The following is a 15,871-nucleotide window of genomic DNA, read 5'->3' on the forward strand; positions in this document are numbered from 1 at the left end:
TGGGACCAGACGCCTTTCGACCGGTGGCAGGCTTGTGGCGATCGCTGGTGTCTGTCTCGTTGCAGGCGCCCTCAGCGCAGCTTCGAAGTGGAGCGAGAACCACGCGCTGATGATCAACGTGACGGACTCGCTCCCGAACTGGGCGTTCGTGGTCGAGGCCAGGCGTTTTCCGGTGCGCGGGGACTATGTGGTTTTCCATCCCGGTCATGATCCCATTACGGTGAAGTATTTTGGGGCGAAGCCGGCGGCTTTCACCAAGATCGCTCTTGGTCTGCCAGGCGACACGGTGACGCGCATCGGCAATGATGTGCACGTCAACGGCAAGCGCGTGGCGACCATCAAACCGATGACAAAGCGCGGCGACCGTCTTGTCGCCGGCCCGCTCGGGGTTGTGCCGGAAGGCTGCATTTTTGCAGGAACTCCGCACAAGGACGGGTTCGACAGCCGCTATGCGCATATCGGCTTTGTGTGCCGCGACCGGCTTGTCGGCACCGGGCAGCCAATCCTGTGAGGGTCGCTTTCTCCTTCCTCGTTGCTGGCGGACTTGCGGTGTCAGCGACGGCTTCGAGCGGCGGGGCAGTGTCGGGGCAAAGCGTCGACCACGGGCAGATGGGCCAGACATGGTCCATTTCTGAGCCAGATCTCCTGAGCGTTATCAAGGCGCGGCTCGACCATGCGGCTGCGACCGGAAAACTCGATCAGATGAATCGCCAGTTCGCCGAGAAGGTGAAGGCGAGGGTGATGCGCCCGGTCCCGGTCTCCGGGATTTCGCTTGCGGAAGAGACCCGGAGTTGGGAGTTCGATCCGTCGATCCGGATCGACAAGGACATCCGTGATCACAAGGGCAACCTGATTGCTGTGGCGGGTCAGCGCGTCAATCCTCTTGCCGCCGCTGCGCTTAGCAAGAAACTTCTCTTTGTTGATGGTGATGACCCGGCAGAAGTCGAATGGGCGATGAAGCACGGGGGCGATGCGCGCGCCAAGATCATCTTCGTTGATGGCTCTCCCTTCGAGCTCATGAAGGTTCACCAGCGCCGGTTCTACTTTGATCAGGACGGCCGTCTTACCAGCTATTTCGGGATACGCCGGACCCCGGCGCTGGTCGAGCAGCGCGGCGACGTCCTCATAGTCACTGAGCAAGCCATTGCGCGCAAGGGGAGGGGGGCATGAACTCCTGGCGCAATCTGGTTCCGGCACCCCTTGCTGCCCCCGAAACGCGCGCGCTCAAGGCGGCACGTTTGCGCACGATGACAGGGCTCTTTCTGGTCGCTGCCCTCGTCGTCTCGTTCGGGGCACTTCGGGCGCTAACCGGCATCTTTGCTCTCGCATTGTTCGCAGGCGCTACGACCTTCGCTCTGGTTCAGGGGGTCCTTTGGGTCCGGGCCAAAAACGCGGCGGATGATGCCTGGCTGATGAGGGAGAGAGACGATGCGCTCTAGGCTCCTTGCGCTCCTCCTGGGCTTTGCGTCCCTGTTGATGGCGGCAACCGTGCTGGCCCCCCCGGTTCTGGCTCAGGGTCTTCCGAGCGGGCCTGGTCGGTGCTCAGGCAGTTTCGTCAATCCGGTGACCGATGTGTGCTGGGGCTGCATGTTCCCCTTGTCGCTGGGCTCGCTCAAGATTTGGCCATCATCGCGTGCTGACACCGACAATCCGGACCTTCCGATCTGCGCCTGCGGCACGCCTGTGCCGCGCATCGGCCTGGCGATCGGTTTCTGGGAGCCGGTCCGGCTGATTGATGTCTCGACCAAGCCGTGGTGCTTTCCGAACCTTGGCGGCATCAAGCTCGACCCCGGCTTTCCGATCGGTAACGGTTATGCCTCCGACGGCGCGCAGCTAGGGGGCCAGTCCCAGCGCACGGCCAAATACCACGTGCACTATTACATCTACCCGCTTCTATACTGGCTCGAAGTGGTGACCGATTTCCTGTGTCTCGAGGCGAGCTCGTTCGACGTTGCCTATATGAGCGAGATCGATCCGCTTTGGCAGGACGACGAGCTGGCATCTCTCCTCAATCCCGAGGCCGCCCTTTTCACCTCAGTCATCGCGCAGGCCGCCTGCTCAGCCGATTGCATCTCGGCCAGCGCAAGATTGCCAATGGACGAGCTGTTCTGGTGCTCTGGTTGCCAGGGTTCGATGTATCCGATGAACGGCAATGTTGGTGCCAATATCGGCATCAAGCAGTCAGCGCGGCTCGCGGCCGAGCGCATGGTCTACAAGCTCCACCGTCAGGGGCTCGCCTGGGGCACCAGTGGATCGAAAGCGCTGTGTTCCAAGTACATCATGCCGATTCTCAAGAAGAGCCAGTACCGGATGCAGCAGGTAAATCCGACGCCCATGGTGAGTGGCCGCGAAGCCTGTTCTCCGATTGGAGCGACCACGATCTTGCCCAAATCTGGGCAGGTCTATCCCGTCAAAGGCGAGGATGTCGGCTTCCTCCTCTGGCGCAAACGCAATTGTTGCATGCTGTGAGGTCGCGCCAATGAACCGCAGAGGACTCTTCCCCGCTCTCGCCGCCAGCCTGCTGCTTGGTGTGACCGCCGTCGTTGCTCAGAATTTGACCGACTTCGACCCGAAAGCGATCGAGGCGCGGGCCGATACATTCAAGGCCGACGCCCAAGCACTCTTCGACTACGCTACCGCCAACGCGCAAACCCAAGCCGAAGAGGCGCAGACGGTTGTCGCGCAAGGCTATGAGGCAGCCGGCGGCCTCGATGTGTCGCAGATCGCCGGGAAAGATGGCCCGGTCGACTTCGACGAGATGGTGGCTGGCGCCAGGGCCGGCATGGCCCGCCCCAAGGGTGCGCCGCTATTTGTGGCATTCGCCAGCCTGTCGATGCCCGAAGAGGCGCTTGCACAGATGATCGCCGACACGACCAGAGCAGGCGGCGTTGTCGTTTTCCGCGGCTTCTCCACCGGAAATCCGCAGACCTTCATCACCGGTATCCGCAAGGTTGTCGACCAGTCTGGCGCAAGCAATGTGGCAATCGATCCCCGGTTGTTTCGATCCTTCGGCGTCGACCGAGTTCCCACCTATGTGGCTCTCGCGACCGATTTCGAGCCCTGCGATCAGCTCGATTGTGTGACCGCGCCGCCGCCGCATGATCGCATCTCAGGCAATACCAGTGTGGCTTATGTGCTTGAGACCTTCGCCGGGGCGGGCGGGCCGGGCGCGCCGGTTGCCCGTCTCGCTCTTGCCAATCTGAGGGGGAAAAGGTGAATGGCCTGCGCATCCTTGCGGTCTCCCTTGCGCTTGCGGCTTGCGGTCATCTTGCGCACGCTCAGATGGCAGCCAGTGATGCGAGGGTAGAAGGCGAAGCAATCGCAAAGGGTGTCCGTGACACAACGTCATCGGGCATTCTTGGCAATGGTTCGGCGGCAAACGTGCCCGGCTTCCAGGGCACTGATGTTCCATCGCGCGACTATGTCGACGATCCTGTCGGGCTGACGGCGGCGGGAGAAGCGCAGCGGTATCGCGATGAGTACCGCGTGATCGTTGATCCCTACAGGACCCGGTTCGATTCCGACACTGTCGACCTGTCTGCCGGTCGCCTGATTGAAGCTGACCCCGACGCCTATCTAGGCGCTGGTGGTGGGCCCGGAGGAGCCGCGGGGGCCTGCAACCCCTTGCCTCCGGGAGGGACGGGCACCACGACTTATCTCGAAAGCTGCAATGCCGGCTCGCAGCCCTTTGCGGAGGCGCGCAGCTGTAATGCGTCGTTGCAGATCCAGACCGAGGGACGACGCACCTGGGAGTATTCTTGCGAAACCGAAGAGTTTGCTGATCGCAATGAGATGTGTCCGATACTTGCCCAAGCGCAGGGCTCCAGCTCATGCACGCTCGAGCGCAGCGTTCGGGTAGGGCAGAGATGCCTGCAGTGGGTGGAAGAGGAATTTGGTCGCAGGTGGTGTGCTGAGCCAGGCGAGCCAATCTTCCGCCAGGTCTGGCAATGCCCCTCTCGGCTAAGCGGCGTACCGGGCGGGATTGAACGCAACACCTCGCGGATCGTCGGCGAGACCGTCGACGAGGCCGCCTGCCAGAGCGCCACGAATGGTGCCACCTGCACGCTTGCAAGCGAGGTCTGCACTGCGCCCGGAGAGACGCGGGTCATCAATGGTCTTTCGGTGGCGCGCAGCTGCTGGGAGTGGCAGCGTACCTATCAGTGTGAAGGGGTGGCTCCAGCCAATGACTGTGGTGCCCTTGAGGCGCGTGGCGATTGCAGGTTCAGCCATGACGAGTGCCTGAGCTTTGACGCAGATGGTGTGACCTGCAACGTCCATGATCGCTGGTATCAGTGCGCCATTCCCGGCGCGGGATCGCAGCCGCCACCAGCCTATGTCTGTGCAGGGGATCTCTATTGCATCAATGGGGAATGCACTCAGGTCGAGCGCGAGGCATCACCTGAGTTCAAGGACGCCATGGTCGCCATGAACGTCATGGGCGAGCTACGGGACGGGTTTGATCCTGATCGGCTGAAGATCTTCAGCGGCGAGCATTTGCGCTGCACCCGCAAGGTCTTTGGCCTTTCGAACTGCTGCAGCGGCAAGGGCGTGCCGCTTCTCACGCCGTTCCTGTGTGACCGCGAGGACCGTGAGGTCGACAAGCGGGATGATGAGGGTCTGTGCCGCTTTATCGGGACCTATTGTTCAGCCCGCGTGCTCGGCGTCTGCGTGACCCGCAAGCAGTCATACTGCTGCTACGGCAGTAAGCTCGTCCGGATTCTGAATGAGCAAGGCAAGGCGCAGCTTGGGATGCGGTGGGGGACGCCGCAGCGCCCTGACTGCGAGGGCTTCCTGATCGCCCAGTTCCAGCAGCTTGACTTGAGCCGCATGGATTTCCGGGAAGTTTATGCCGAGTTCGTTGATGCGGCAAAGCTGCCTGACGAGATCGATATGTCGATCCAGATCCAGCAGAAAATCCAAAGCTACTACAACACGAACGGTGGGACCTGACCCATGAGCAGTGCTGAAATTCTTGCCTTCCCGCATAGCGAGCCGTTTCCGCCCGCGCAGGTGCTCGATCTCGCAGTCAGCGTCGCCATCGGTCGTGATCTGGCGCGCAGCGAGACCGAGATGTTCGCACTCATCAAAGACTGGTTCTTGCGGCCTGCGACGGTCGGTGAGCTCGCAGCATCGATCAAGCGTCTTCTTGATCGCGGCTCCATCACTCGGATGAGTGATGGTGATTTCGACTTTTGCCTCACGCCAGCAGGTGTGGAGGCGGCCACCACCCTGTCGGGGGGAATGATCCGGATGATCGACCGGGGCCGCGGTTATTTCAAGACTGCCTTCCTCTTGCAGATGCTCGACCTTGAAAAAGGAAAATGCCCATGACGAGATTAGCGCTCCTGAGCCTTGCATCAGCCCTCGGGGCGGCGGCTGTCCCCTTGCTCGCCCAGCCACCGGCAGATGCCAATCGCGATGTGTTCTACTGCGACGAGCGCAAGCTTGGGAGCTGGTTTTACTGCAACTCGGAGGAAGCCAAGCGCAAGGCACGCGAGCAGGCAAGGCCCGCATCGCCAGCCATTCCTGCGACCGAGCGCATGGCTCAGATTACGGCGAAGCTCGATGAGCTCAAAGCACGGGCCATTCTCGAGCCAACATCAGAAAACATCGTCAGCTATATCCGGTTCCAGCGCGAGCAGCTCGACCGCGCTTCGACATTCGCGGATGTGTGGGGGCGCTCGATCTGGCAGAACCCCGATCTCGACTATACGCTCGAACGGCCTGTTTCGACTCTCGCAAAGCAGACTTGGGCAGAGGATCGCAAGGCCCAGCGTGAAGGCTCGATGGCGGCGCTCACCGAGCGCTACGGGGTCTTCTATTTCTACTCCTCGTCCTGCTCGGCTTGCCGAACCTTTTCGCCGGTAATGCGGGCACTGTCCGACACATACGGGCTAGAGGTGCTCGCGGTCTCGATGGATGGCGGGCCCAACGAAGCGTTCCCCAATTATGTCGTCGATAGCGGCCAATACCAGCGCATGGGCCTTCAGGGCGGCGCTGTTCCAGCCCTGGTCCTTTTCGACACCCAGACACGCAAGCCGATTCCGATCGGCTACGGCGTGATGGCGGCCGACGATGTGATGCAGCGCATTTTCTACCTCACCCAGATTGAGCCCGGGAGTGACTACTGATGGCCCGCCAGACCAAACGCGGCGTTGCCGCCCGCCTCTTCCGCTCGTCGGGGACGGCACTTGCCGTATTTGCCGCAGCGAGTTTCGCTGCAGCCCCCGTCAGTGCCAACGTCGGCTCGGAGCTCAATAACTTCTTCGACGATATGGGCGCCGCTGCCAATGCCACCGGCCCCGTCGCCTATCAGGGCCAGTCGGCAGGCTATTACTCGGGCGGCAACATCTGGACCCGCTTTCCGCAAAAGAACGTGACCCCGGTCAATCTCCAGTTGCCCGGGGTCAAGGCCGGATGCGGGGGCATCGACGTCTTCTCTGGCAGCTTCTCCTTCATCAACACCGATGAGATCGTGGCGATGCTCAAAGCGACTGCCAACAACGCGCTGGGCTTTGCCTTCCAGCTCGCGATCAAGTCGATCAGCCCGCAGATCGCCTCGACCATCGAGGAGATGGCACAGAAGGTTCAGCAGATGAACCAATTCAACATGAACAGCTGCGAAGTGGCGCAGAACCTCGTCGGCGGCTTGTGGGGCAAGTCCGATCGGATGTCCTCGGAGATTTGCAAGTCGGTCGGCAACAGCCAGGGGTTGTTCTCCGATTGGGCCAAGAGCCGCCATGAATGCGGGACAGGGGGGCAGCGTGCCTCGACGATCGCGGCCAACAGCGATCCCGACATTCCTGCACAGAGTTACAACTTCACGTGGGAGATGCTCAAGCAAAGCTACCCCAGTTTCTCGACCGAGTTTCGTGAGTACCTCATGACTTTCGTCGGAACGGTGATCTTCTACCAGGATGGGGATGCCAGCGGCAAACGCGGGTTCCAGTTCGTGGGGCAGGGCGACCGCGCCCTTTTGACTGCGCTTCTGGACGGTACCAGCTCGGTCACGATGCTGAATTGCGATACCAACGACAAGTGCCTCAACCCGACCACGCAGGCCATGTCGATTTCGGCATCGCAGGCGTTGAAACCTAGGGTCCGGGCGATGATCGAGAGCATGAACGCGAAGGTTCGCAGCAATGCCGCGCTCACCAGTGACGAGATCGGCTTGCTCGGGGCGACCACGATTCCGCTCTACAAGATCATGACGGTCAACGCTGCCGCAACCCTCGGCGGCATGACCAGCAACGACATGAATGACCTCGCCGAAATCGTGGCTATGGATCTCCTCGATGCGCTTGCGCAGCAATACTATGGCTATGCCTCGCGCGGGGTAGGGACCTTCCAGAACGCCAATGAGGAAGCTCTTTCGCAGTGGCGCGATCAGATCAATTCGGTGCGTGAGGTCCTCGACACATACTCGCAAGGCATGAAGCTGCGCCTCGACCGGACTCAGCATGTAGTTCAGCGCGCGGTGTTCCTTGAGGGCACGCTCAGGAACAATCTGTCGCCGCAGATGTCGGCCGCGTTGTCATTCAGCACGTCGCTTTCGCGTCAGGGCATCCAGTAAGGACCGCGTGCCATGATGGAGATCTTCACGATCGGCGGGGGCGAATACATCGTCAATGTCTTCAACGCGGTATCCGCTTGGACAGGGGGAGGGGGTTTTCGCTCGCTGCTGCGCGTCGTGATGGTCATGGGCTTGATCTACACGCTGATGGTGGTGGCGTTCAGCCTCAACTGGCGTGCCTGGTTCAACTGGTTTCTGGGGGCGACGCTCATGTATGGCGCCCTCATCGTGCCCACGATGACGGTGAGGGTCACCGACCGCCTCAATCCATCCCTGGCACCCGCAACGGTCGCAAACGTCCCTCTGGGGCTGGCAATGATAGCCTCGGTCAGTTCGACTGCTGGTGATTGGCTCACGCGCACGGCTGAGACGGTTTTTGTGATGCCGGGTTCGCTGCAGATGTCGAGCAACGGCATGATCTACGGCGCGCGCCTATGGGACCGCACTCAGGACTTCCGGATCCGCGATCCCCGCATCAGCGCCAATCTTGAAGAGTACATGAAGCAGTGCCTTTTCTACGATATCCTGCTCGGCTTCAAATCCTTCGACACCATCGCTAATTCCAACGATATTCTGACGGAGATGGGGCCGGGCTCGCCTGCGCGAGGGATGAAGTTCATCCCCGAAAGCGGCTCTCCCACAATCGTCACGTGTCAGGCGGGTTATACGGCGATCGGCACCGGCGTTACGACCTATTCCGACACGGCACTCGAAGAGGAAGGTCGCAAGATTTTCCCAGGGTTAACCCCAGCGCTGGCGCGCTCGAAGCTGATTGCGGACCTTCCGATTGTCGCCAACCATTTCCATGGCAGTTCGCAGACCGCACAGCAGATTTTTCAACAGCGCTCGCTCGTCAACGCCTTTCTGCAGGCGCGCGCCAACCTTGGCGCGGCAGATGGTGACACCTTTGCTGTCCTGCGTGCAGAGGAGCAGGCGCGCAACACCTATACGTCGATAGCGGAGCAGGCCATGACTTGGGTCCCGCTCCTCAACATCGTGCTGACGGTCGTCTTCTACGCGATGTTCCCAGTGATTTTCCCGCTCTTCCTCATCCCGCGCAGTGGCACGCCTGCGTTGAAGGGATACTTTACCGGCTTCTTCTACCTGGCCGCCTGGGGACCGCTTTACGTGGTCCTGCACATGTTTATCATGGACCGGACGGCTGATGCGATGAACGCGACCTCGCCGGGCGGGGTGACGATGGCCGGGATGGCAGGCATCGATGCCGTCAACACGGATACGGCAACGATTGCAGGCTTCCTGATGATGTCGATCCCGTTTCTGGCGGCAGGCATGGCCAAGGGCGCGATGGCGGTTTCGTCTCAGGCAACGTCGATGTTGGCGCCTGCCCAGTCTGCGGCCGAGGCTGCAGCGGTGGAGCGCACGACCGGGAATTATGCCTACGGCAACGAGAGCTATATGAATCTCTCGAGCTCCAACCGGCAGTCTGACCAGTGGAACACGGCGCCGTCTTTCTCGGGAGGCGCGCCGATCATGTCGAGCGTAGGTGCGAATGCCGCGATCACCCGAACAACATCAGATGGGTCTACGGTTTACGATACCTCACCTGCGATCAGCCGCCTCGCGTTTGCATCTTCTGTCAGCCAATTCGCGAATGCTGAGCGCCAGCAGACGTTGTCCGAACTGGAAACTGCACGCAATACGCTGAGCGAAGAGCGTTCCCGCGCGCTATCATTGGCTGATCGAACGTCGAGCCGGCAAACAACCGGCACCCGCAATTCCAGCGGTTCCGAGAGTTCTGCAGGGTTCCGGTCGGGCGAGAACCTGCAGCGGTTTGACAACCAGTCGCTTGATGCACGCGACACGGTCTCGGAGAGCGACCGTGTGAACTCCTCGCAGGGAGCCCAGCAAAGCAATACGGATCGTCTCGAAACAACTAGGGGCGGCTCGCTGAGCGTTGGTGGTTCAGCAGGACGCGGCGGGAAGCGCGCTGCGAATGGTGAAGGCGGCAGTGGCGCCAATGGTGCGATTGGTGGTAGTGTTCAAGCTGGCATTACTGGCGCTCGTGCGCGGCTAGATACGGTCACCCGAGGAACTGAAGCCAATCAGAGCCAGGGCTTCGACTCATCGACATCTGACAATCGTTCGAATGGGTCCAACGCAACGCAGGACAGCGGCAGCTATGTGCAGAGTGGCAGCTTCAGCCGGAGTGAAGGCTATTCGGAGGCGGCCTTTTCTCGCGAACAGGCGCTTGAGGACGTTCGGCGGATTGATAAGCGCATTGCGGCGATCGACGAGGTCTCGAAATCCCTCAGTAGCAACACTTCGAGCAGGGATGGCTATGGGTCCAATCTCTCCTTTGACCTAAGCCAGATTATCGCAAGCCGGTATCAGGAAAAGGCGGCTGAACTGGGGCTGACGGCACCGAGTCTGGCACGCACAGATCTCAGCCCCCAGGAGCAGGCGACTGCTGAAGTGGTCGCGCGGGCCATCATCGCCGACTACTATGATCAGCGCGTGGCGCCATTCAATGATCTGATCCCGCAGCCTGGTTCGCTCGTTGGCAATGTCTCGGGCCCGGGCGCATTCACGGAGACAGACTTACGCGGACAGGGACCTCGCCGTTCAGTCGGATCGCCGCGCAATCTTGTCGAGGGGTCGTCAGACAGCGCGATCAGCGATCGAATCGATGAAGGCGGTCAGTCTCTCGGACAGCGTTATGAGACCAATGTCACTCGATCCGGCCAGCGCCGTCAGGATTTTCAGCAGGATCGAAAAGGTGAGGGTGCCGCCGACGATCGCTTCAATGAGCGCTTCTATGACAAGGATCAGCGTTGATTGTCTGAGCGCTCGATCATCCCAATAGGCTACCAGCTGAGAATAGCGACTACGAGAAAGGCAATCGACAGCACGAGGGCAAGGAGTGAGCCCGTACCCGTGTGTGTTCCGCTGTAGGTCAGATCTTTTGTGTCGTCCTCAAGACTGCCGTAGGTTCGTCCAAGGTCACTAACCGATGCTCCTCGGGAGGTATCGCCGGTCATCACAGCATAGGTAATCGGATCCATGCTCGATTTGTGGCTGAAATCGTCCATCGGCATTCTCCTAGCCTTTCCGTAGCGTTTTTACGCCAAAAAGACAATCATAGGTTCAGCGCTGCGAGGGGTTAGGAGGCGATTGCCGATTCGATTTGTATCAGCGATTGCGTGGGGTGCCGGAATCATACCAGAAGGGGAGCGGTTACGCTGAATTCAAGCGAGCCGTTGAGAGCATGTTATCGAAGACTGACGCGACATATCTCGATCTTCGAGAGCGCATTCTATTTGGCGAGCTCAAGGCTGGAGCGCCGTACTCTGCCCAAGACATGGCTGCGTACTACGGGCTTCATATCAATATGGCGCGCAGGCTGCTGGTCGCCTTGAAGGTCGGCGGCTATCTTACCCGCTCGGGCACTTCCTATGTCATCTCAACATTCTCGCAGAGCCAAGTTGAGGAATGGCGCCTTTCGCTAGGCGCAATCGTCGAGATCGGGGCAGTCCGGTTGGCGCAGTCTGGGGGCGGAACCCTGGGCCCACTCGCGGCATTCATCGACGAACGCATTCGAAACGTCCCTGTGAAACACGAGGACTTTTTTCTCGGTGCAATGGGGCTCACGCATATCGTCCTGGGTGGCAAGGAAAGCACCCTTGCCAACCTTGTCTCGCAGTTCATCCCCCAGGCGTTTTTCCGCCTCCTTTGGATGGCAGACTCTTATTCTGTCCGCACAGGATTTCTGGTGGAGGCTAGCGACCGGTTTCTGGATGCAGCCAGGACAGGCGACATTGCCGGCGTTCGCGCGGCTAGCCGGATCTTCTTCGATGGCATCGCCCCTTCGCTGCAAACGCTCATCGAAAAGATGGGCGAGGGCATCTATCCCGTCAACGACCGCCAGGATGGATTCCAGACTATCGAGGACAACATCGCGGGCTATCCAACCTATGCAGGCAGTTCCCGCACATTCACGCCGATTATAGAGCCTCTGGAAGAGGTCGGTCAGGTAACGCTGCCCCTTTGCTGAGTGAGGCGTCCTACGCGTTCACGGGCTCTCTCGGGTGGAGGCGCATGGCGACCGCTTCGGCTGCGCAGTCCCGCGGTTCGGTCGTCCCGATGAGGTCCACAATAACATTAGCTGAACGTTTCATGCCCTCGAGGTCGGCAGCCTCAAGTCGAGCCGCAACTGCATAGGCGACCGCCACACTGGCATGTTTGACGTAATCTTCCATGAGGCGAAGCTCGCCGGTGGCGCTGACGATCGCCAGCATCATCCTGTTGTGAGCCAGGCTCGTCGCAATCGTGTCCCCGCCATCCGCTTCTTCGAGGAAGTTCTCAACCAAGGCGCGGATAGCAGGTAGTGCCGGCGCGCAGTCCATGGACGACAGTCTGATGATTGCCGCGGCTTCGATTGCCGCTAGCTCGGCTATCTTATCATCGAGTTCCTTGCCGCTTGGCTGGTACCATTTGAAACGGGCCCAGTCCGTTTTGATGAAACCGGTGCTCCGCAGTTCCGCAAATGCGGCGGCACCCCAGTCTGCGTCCATTCCCACGATCGCGGCAAGTGCGGCTGGGTCAGTGCCCTCATATCCGAACTTGGAACTGATGCTGCAGCGCCGAATTTGCTCCATGCACGCGTCAGGGCTAATCGCCATACGCTTGGCAGCTTCCTGGTAGAGCTCAATCCGTTTCGCCATGCCGTAATAGTAGCATGACAGCAATTCTCATCAATCGGCCTTTGGCCAATCGCCGCCGTGTACCTCACGCTCGTATTTCGAAATACGCTTCCATGCGATGGCGACTTCGTCAAACCCGTCGTCCGAGAACAACCGCTCGCAGAGGCGGTCGATTTCGTGCGGGTCGTCGGGCAAACTCTCGTCCTCACGGTACTTGGCCACCGCGTCCATTACTTTCAGGGCGTCGTCGTAGTTTGCCATTTGGTTCTCGTTTCGACCGCTTGTTCGGTCGCATTGCTACAGGCCCAGTGTCAAGACCGTATCAATGGGTACCAAGCGTCTTTGAGCCTTTGAATTCAAGCGATTTTGCCACATCGGCTGATCGTCCTCTGGCGCGTAGAGGGAGGGTTATGAGACGTGAGACGACCCTTCTGGTTATCGCATTGAATCAAGCATTTGCGTCTGTGCGACATCGGCGAGGTTCGATCTCCCCGTACATCTCCGCGTATGCTTTGCCAAAAAGATCCAAACTGAGTTCGGAAGGAGGGCTCATAGAGCCGAAAGCCCTTCGATAATCGTATACACCAGCGTATCGAAAGCCGATGGCAGGCAGGTCGATGACCTGCAGTGCGATTGCTGATCGCCGCAAGCTTTGGCCGCTACAGACCTACGCCGGCCTGAACTGGACCCACAATGGCAATGACTATCGCCGAATTTTGTCGCACACCCTCGAACAGCGTGACGCGCGAGCGCATCTTCTTCCACAAGCTGTATTTCGACCTCAAGCTAGCCGCCGCGCGCCGCGGCTATGCGCTCACCCTGTTCGAGCGCGAGGTGGATCGAGATTCCTATGATGTGATGCTGGACGATGGCGACACCCAGCGGCGGGTCCAGCTCAAGACGGTGCTGAAGACGGCGAAGACCGCATCCTGGGCCAGCACCAAGCGGTTCATGCGCCTTGAGGAAGTCTATGGCGACAAGCTCGGCCTCGCGCCTGGTGATTGCGGCGTCGGCGGCGGCTTCGTGCTCATCGAGATCGACGACACCGATGACGAGGGAAACGTCAGCTATCTCTACACCGACTATTACGTGATCCAGGCGCTGGCCGATCACCTCGTCAAGGAGAAGGCCTCGCGCCGTGCCTACAAGGCGTTCGGCCAGCCCGCAAAGGACCGGGCCGACTTCGCGGGCGACATCATGAAGGACCTGCACGGCGGCAGCTCGCGCGATCCGGTCAGCCTGTGCCGCAAGCACTTCCTCCGCGCGCGGGGCCCGGACCAGCTTCTTGCCCTGCTCGGACTGCACGCGATCGGCGACGTGCATGTTCCCTGCGACCGCGTGATGATGGCCGTTCAGAAGGGTTTCGCGGTCGACGATGCTGGCGTGCCACTTTCCCATGTCACCGCCGAAGCCCGGGCACTCGCCGAGCTGGCCGGGGAAGAGCTGCTCTCGCTTGTCGACGAACCCCTGCTGGTCAACTTCACGCGCTGAAAGGCTAGGGCTACGCCCGCACGGCTTCGCGGACACGCGCCGTCCTCACATCAAGCCTTTTTTCGGGTGCCAGGTTCGAATACCCGTCAGCTTCTGCGGCGGTGACCAGGCCAGCAGGGCGAGACCGTCGCGGAACAGCGCATAGTCGTAGTCCTCGCGCGTGCGTCGGCCGACTGGTTCCGCGCCGCCAGCGGCAAAGCCCGCAAGATCGTTCACCGGCAGTTCCAGGATTTCCGGTCGTTTCCGCGGACCGAAGCGAATCATGCCGGTCAATGCGTCGAGAAACGCGGTGCCGGCTTTCTCCTCGATGACAAACATATAGAGCGGCGGCAGGCCGCTCGCCCAGCGCCGCTCCAAGCGGTGACGCCAGAACGGATGGTCATGGAGATCGTCGAACGACAGATAGGGGGATCGATACGGCGCCAGCGCGTCGGTCGAGGCAAGGAACGACCGGCCCGCATAATCGAACGTGAGGAAGGTCACCGGCTCGGCGTCTTCCGGGAAATCGCGGTCCCCATTGAGCCAGTCGATCCAGCCGGCGACCGGCAGCGCATCCATGAGGATGAAGTTCTAGCGGTGCGTCGCCAGTGCCATCGCCGCTGGCACGGGGTTCGACGCTCCTGACGCCGTCATCGGCGCGGCGATCTTTCCTGACTTGGGTTTGGATCGCAGCGTTTGCGACAGCCGCAGGAAGGCACCGGGCATCCCAGGACGCGCGCCGAACGCGATCGAGTAGCCGTGGATGACTTGGCCGTGAGGTGAGGCCGCGCCGATATAGGGGCGGACCTAACGCAGATATTTGCGCTGCGCCTCCGACGCCATCTTGGCGTCGCTGGCATTCGCGGCGAACGAACCGCGCGCCTCGGCCAGCACGACACCGTGACCGAGCGCGGTGCCACCATAATAGAGGAAATCGGCATGTGGCTCAAGCGATGACGAAAGACAGGCTGCATTGTCGCGCCAGCCATAGCCGAGCGCGTTCATATAGAGATCGATGATGCCTGCGCCCACCCGCGAGGCGAAATGGGTGCGTTCGTTATCGGCCAAGCAGGAAATCAGGTCCGACAGTTCGAAACCGGGGCCGTCGGCAAGCAGAACCTGCGCCTCGCTCAGCGCGCTGTCCTTCATGTGCGCGAGCAAGGCCGGTGGCGCGTTGCGAAGAGTCGCGGTGCGCGCGGTCGCTGCGGCCAGGGCGGTTGGTCCGAATCGGATCTGCGGTACCAGCACCGGCGCGGTGAAGGCCGGGGCCACCATTGCGCTCTTGTGGAGATGGCGGCGCTGACCGGTCAGCGCCACCGTCTTGTCGGCTGCCCAGAGTGCGAGCTTGCTCAAAGATCGTACCAGTCGAAGCACCCCGTTGCCGCGATGAAGCGCGCAAGGATACGATCCGAGGCGAACACTAGATCACGGTCACGGAAGCTCTGGGGCGACTTCTCGCCGTGGAAGAGATTGCATCGAACCTCGTAAATGGTCCGCAGCAGCTGCTCCCAGTTTGGATGGCTGCCGGCGACCCAGCCGGCGGGCTGTTGCTTGACATTCTCCGCAGCGCAGAGCGCCAGCAGCGCCGCGCGGTCGTGCTGGCGAAACGCGTCATAGCCGAGCTTCGCCCGTACGCTGCGCACGTTGAGCACAGGCCACAGGGCGGTGAACTCGGTGACCATCTGCCCGAAATCGGGATCGCCGGCCATGAGCTGATCGAAAGCGTCGATCAGCCGCGGCGCAGCCACGAACGCATCGATCATCTCCCGGTCGGTGCCTTTCAGGGTCACCGCAGACATCCAGCCGTTGAAGGCCATCCACCGGTACATAAATGCCATGAAGGAAGGGGGCTGCCTTTGCGCGTTGGCGAGCAGTTCAATTGCCACATCGCGTATTGCCGGATCGAGGCGGTGGAAGTTGCTGAAGTTGAGCATCTCTTATTCCTTCACTTCCACTTGCTAGCCGTACGACGAAGCTCCCTCTGGAGCGCAATCTCGGCCGAAACTGGTCGCCTGCTTGAGCGGCTCGATGATATTGTCGGTGCCATCGCATGGCTCGCCCGGCGCGGGACCGGAGCAAGGTGCTGCTGGTGTGAACGTGGCGCTTGCCACCACTGGTCTCACCGTCAATCGCGGGAGAGCGCCGATAGCCAATGCCAAGTGAA

Annotated in this window: 19 protein-coding genes; 13 read left to right on the forward strand and 6 right to left on the reverse strand. The window is 60.7% G+C overall.

Annotation, left to right across the window (positions count from 1 at the left end; all coding sequences use genetic code 11):
- Window positions 1–34 precede the first annotated feature (34 nt).
- Genes LUA85_RS18840 through LUA85_RS18885 form a run of 10 tightly spaced genes read left to right on the forward strand, consistent with a single transcriptional unit; the run spans window position 35 to window position 10,372 of the window.
- A complete protein-coding gene (locus tag LUA85_RS18840; protein WP_371823736.1) occupies window positions 35–511 on the forward strand; it encodes a S26 family signal peptidase in 477 nt (158 codons plus the stop codon).
- Between the two features lie 38 nt (window positions 512–549).
- A complete protein-coding gene (traW, locus tag LUA85_RS18845) occupies window positions 550–1,170 on the forward strand; it encodes a type-F conjugative transfer system protein TraW (RefSeq protein ID WP_231472004.1) in 621 nt (206 codons plus the stop codon).
- Complete coding sequence (locus LUA85_RS18850) at window positions 1,167–1,439, forward strand: hypothetical protein (protein ID WP_231472005.1); 273 nt, start codon at window positions 1,167–1,169, stop codon at window positions 1,437–1,439. The genes traW and LUA85_RS18850 overlap by 4 nt, the downstream gene beginning before the upstream one ends.
- Before the next feature lie 37 nt (window positions 1,440–1,476).
- Window positions 1,477–2,469 carry a conjugal transfer pilus assembly protein TraU gene (traU, locus tag LUA85_RS18855; protein WP_231472006.1) on the forward strand — a complete coding sequence of 331 codons (993 nt, stop codon included), beginning with the start codon at window positions 1,477–1,479 and terminating at the stop codon, window positions 2,467–2,469.
- Window positions 2,470–2,479: 10 nt separating this feature from the next.
- Complete coding sequence (gene trbC / locus LUA85_RS18860; protein WP_231472007.1) at window positions 2,480–3,217, forward strand: type-F conjugative transfer system pilin assembly protein TrbC; 738 nt, start codon at window positions 2,480–2,482, stop codon at window positions 3,215–3,217.
- Window positions 3,214–4,950, forward strand: a complete 1,737-nt coding sequence (locus LUA85_RS18865) for a conjugal transfer protein TraN (RefSeq protein WP_231472008.1) — start codon at window positions 3,214–3,216, stop codon at window positions 4,948–4,950. The genes trbC and LUA85_RS18865 overlap by 4 nt, the downstream gene beginning before the upstream one ends.
- Before the next feature lie 3 nt (window positions 4,951–4,953).
- A complete protein-coding gene (locus tag LUA85_RS18870; RefSeq protein ID WP_231472009.1) occupies window positions 4,954–5,331 on the forward strand; it encodes a hypothetical protein in 378 nt (125 codons plus the stop codon).
- Window positions 5,328–6,131 carry a conjugal transfer protein TraF gene (locus tag LUA85_RS18875; protein WP_231472075.1) on the forward strand — a complete coding sequence of 268 codons (804 nt, stop codon included), beginning with the start codon at window positions 5,328–5,330 and terminating at the stop codon, window positions 6,129–6,131. The genes LUA85_RS18870 and LUA85_RS18875 overlap by 4 nt, the downstream gene beginning before the upstream one ends.
- Complete coding sequence (locus tag LUA85_RS18880; RefSeq protein WP_231472010.1) at window positions 6,131–7,573, forward strand: conjugal transfer protein TraH; 1,443 nt, start codon at window positions 6,131–6,133, stop codon at window positions 7,571–7,573. Before LUA85_RS18875 ends, LUA85_RS18880 begins: the two co-directional genes overlap by 1 nt.
- Window positions 7,574–7,585: 12 nt before the next feature.
- Window positions 7,586–10,372 (forward strand): conjugal transfer protein TraG N-terminal domain-containing protein, encoded by a 2,787-nt coding sequence (locus tag LUA85_RS18885; protein WP_231472011.1) that lies wholly within the window; start codon window positions 7,586–7,588, stop codon window positions 10,370–10,372.
- 29 nt (window positions 10,373–10,401) lie between these two features.
- Here LUA85_RS18885 and LUA85_RS18890 read toward each other — a convergent pair whose 3' ends face one another.
- On the reverse strand, window positions 10,402–10,626 hold the full coding sequence (locus tag LUA85_RS18890) for a hypothetical protein (RefSeq protein WP_150126413.1): 225 nt from the start codon (window positions 10,624–10,626) through the stop codon (window positions 10,402–10,404).
- Between the two features lie 176 nt (window positions 10,627–10,802).
- Here LUA85_RS18890 and LUA85_RS18895 point away from each other — a divergent pair, with 176 nt between their 5' ends.
- The gene (locus LUA85_RS18895; RefSeq protein ID WP_231472012.1) at window positions 10,803–11,588 is read left to right on the forward strand and encodes a hypothetical protein; all 786 of its coding nucleotides are present in this window, start codon (window positions 10,803–10,805) and stop codon (window positions 11,586–11,588) included.
- Between the two features lie 10 nt (window positions 11,589–11,598).
- On the opposite strand, the gene LUA85_RS18900 is transcribed toward LUA85_RS18895, so the two are convergent.
- Both LUA85_RS18900 and LUA85_RS18905 read right to left on the reverse strand, forming a co-directional pair.
- Entirely contained in the window at window positions 11,599–12,258 is a 660-nt protein-coding gene (locus tag LUA85_RS18900; RefSeq protein ID WP_231472013.1) for a hypothetical protein, read from the reverse strand.
- Window positions 12,259–12,288: 30 nt separating this feature from the next.
- A complete protein-coding gene (locus LUA85_RS18905; RefSeq protein WP_054590569.1) occupies window positions 12,289–12,498 on the reverse strand; it encodes a hypothetical protein in 210 nt (69 codons plus the stop codon).
- 438 nt (window positions 12,499–12,936) lie between these two features.
- On the opposite strand from LUA85_RS18905, the gene LUA85_RS18910 reads away from it, so the two are divergent.
- On the forward strand, window positions 12,937–13,728 hold the full coding sequence (locus tag LUA85_RS18910) for a hypothetical protein (RefSeq protein WP_231472014.1): 792 nt from the start codon (window positions 12,937–12,939) through the stop codon (window positions 13,726–13,728).
- A gap of 45 nt (window positions 13,729–13,773) precedes the next feature.
- Here the strand turns inward: LUA85_RS18910 and LUA85_RS18915 are convergent, their stop codons facing one another.
- The 3 genes from LUA85_RS18915 to LUA85_RS18925 all read right to left on the reverse strand — a co-directional run bounded on the left by LUA85_RS18915 (window position 13,774) and on the right by LUA85_RS18925 (window position 15,641).
- Window positions 13,774–14,286: a hypothetical protein gene (locus tag LUA85_RS18915; RefSeq protein ID WP_231472015.1), complete on the reverse strand. Its 513-nt coding sequence runs from the start codon at window positions 14,284–14,286 to the stop codon at window positions 13,774–13,776.
- Window positions 14,287–14,514: 228 nt separating this feature from the next.
- Window positions 14,515–15,060, reverse strand: a complete 546-nt coding sequence (locus tag LUA85_RS18920) for a hypothetical protein (protein ID WP_231472016.1) — start codon at window positions 15,058–15,060, stop codon at window positions 14,515–14,517.
- Window positions 15,057–15,641 (reverse strand): hypothetical protein, encoded by a 585-nt coding sequence (locus LUA85_RS18925; protein WP_231472017.1) that lies wholly within the window; start codon window positions 15,639–15,641, stop codon window positions 15,057–15,059. Before LUA85_RS18925 ends, LUA85_RS18920 begins: the two co-directional genes overlap by 4 nt.
- Before the next feature lie 94 nt (window positions 15,642–15,735).
- On the opposite strand from LUA85_RS18925, the gene LUA85_RS21645 reads away from it, so the two are divergent.
- Window positions 15,736–15,870: a hypothetical protein gene (locus LUA85_RS21645; protein ID WP_256448283.1), complete on the forward strand. Its 135-nt coding sequence runs from the start codon at window positions 15,736–15,738 to the stop codon at window positions 15,868–15,870.
- Window position 15,871 lies beyond the last annotated feature (1 nt).

It is taken from the genome of Novosphingobium sp. CECT 9465 (assembly GCF_920987055.1).
Classification (GTDB): Bacteria; Pseudomonadota; Alphaproteobacteria; order Sphingomonadales; family Sphingomonadaceae; genus Novosphingobium.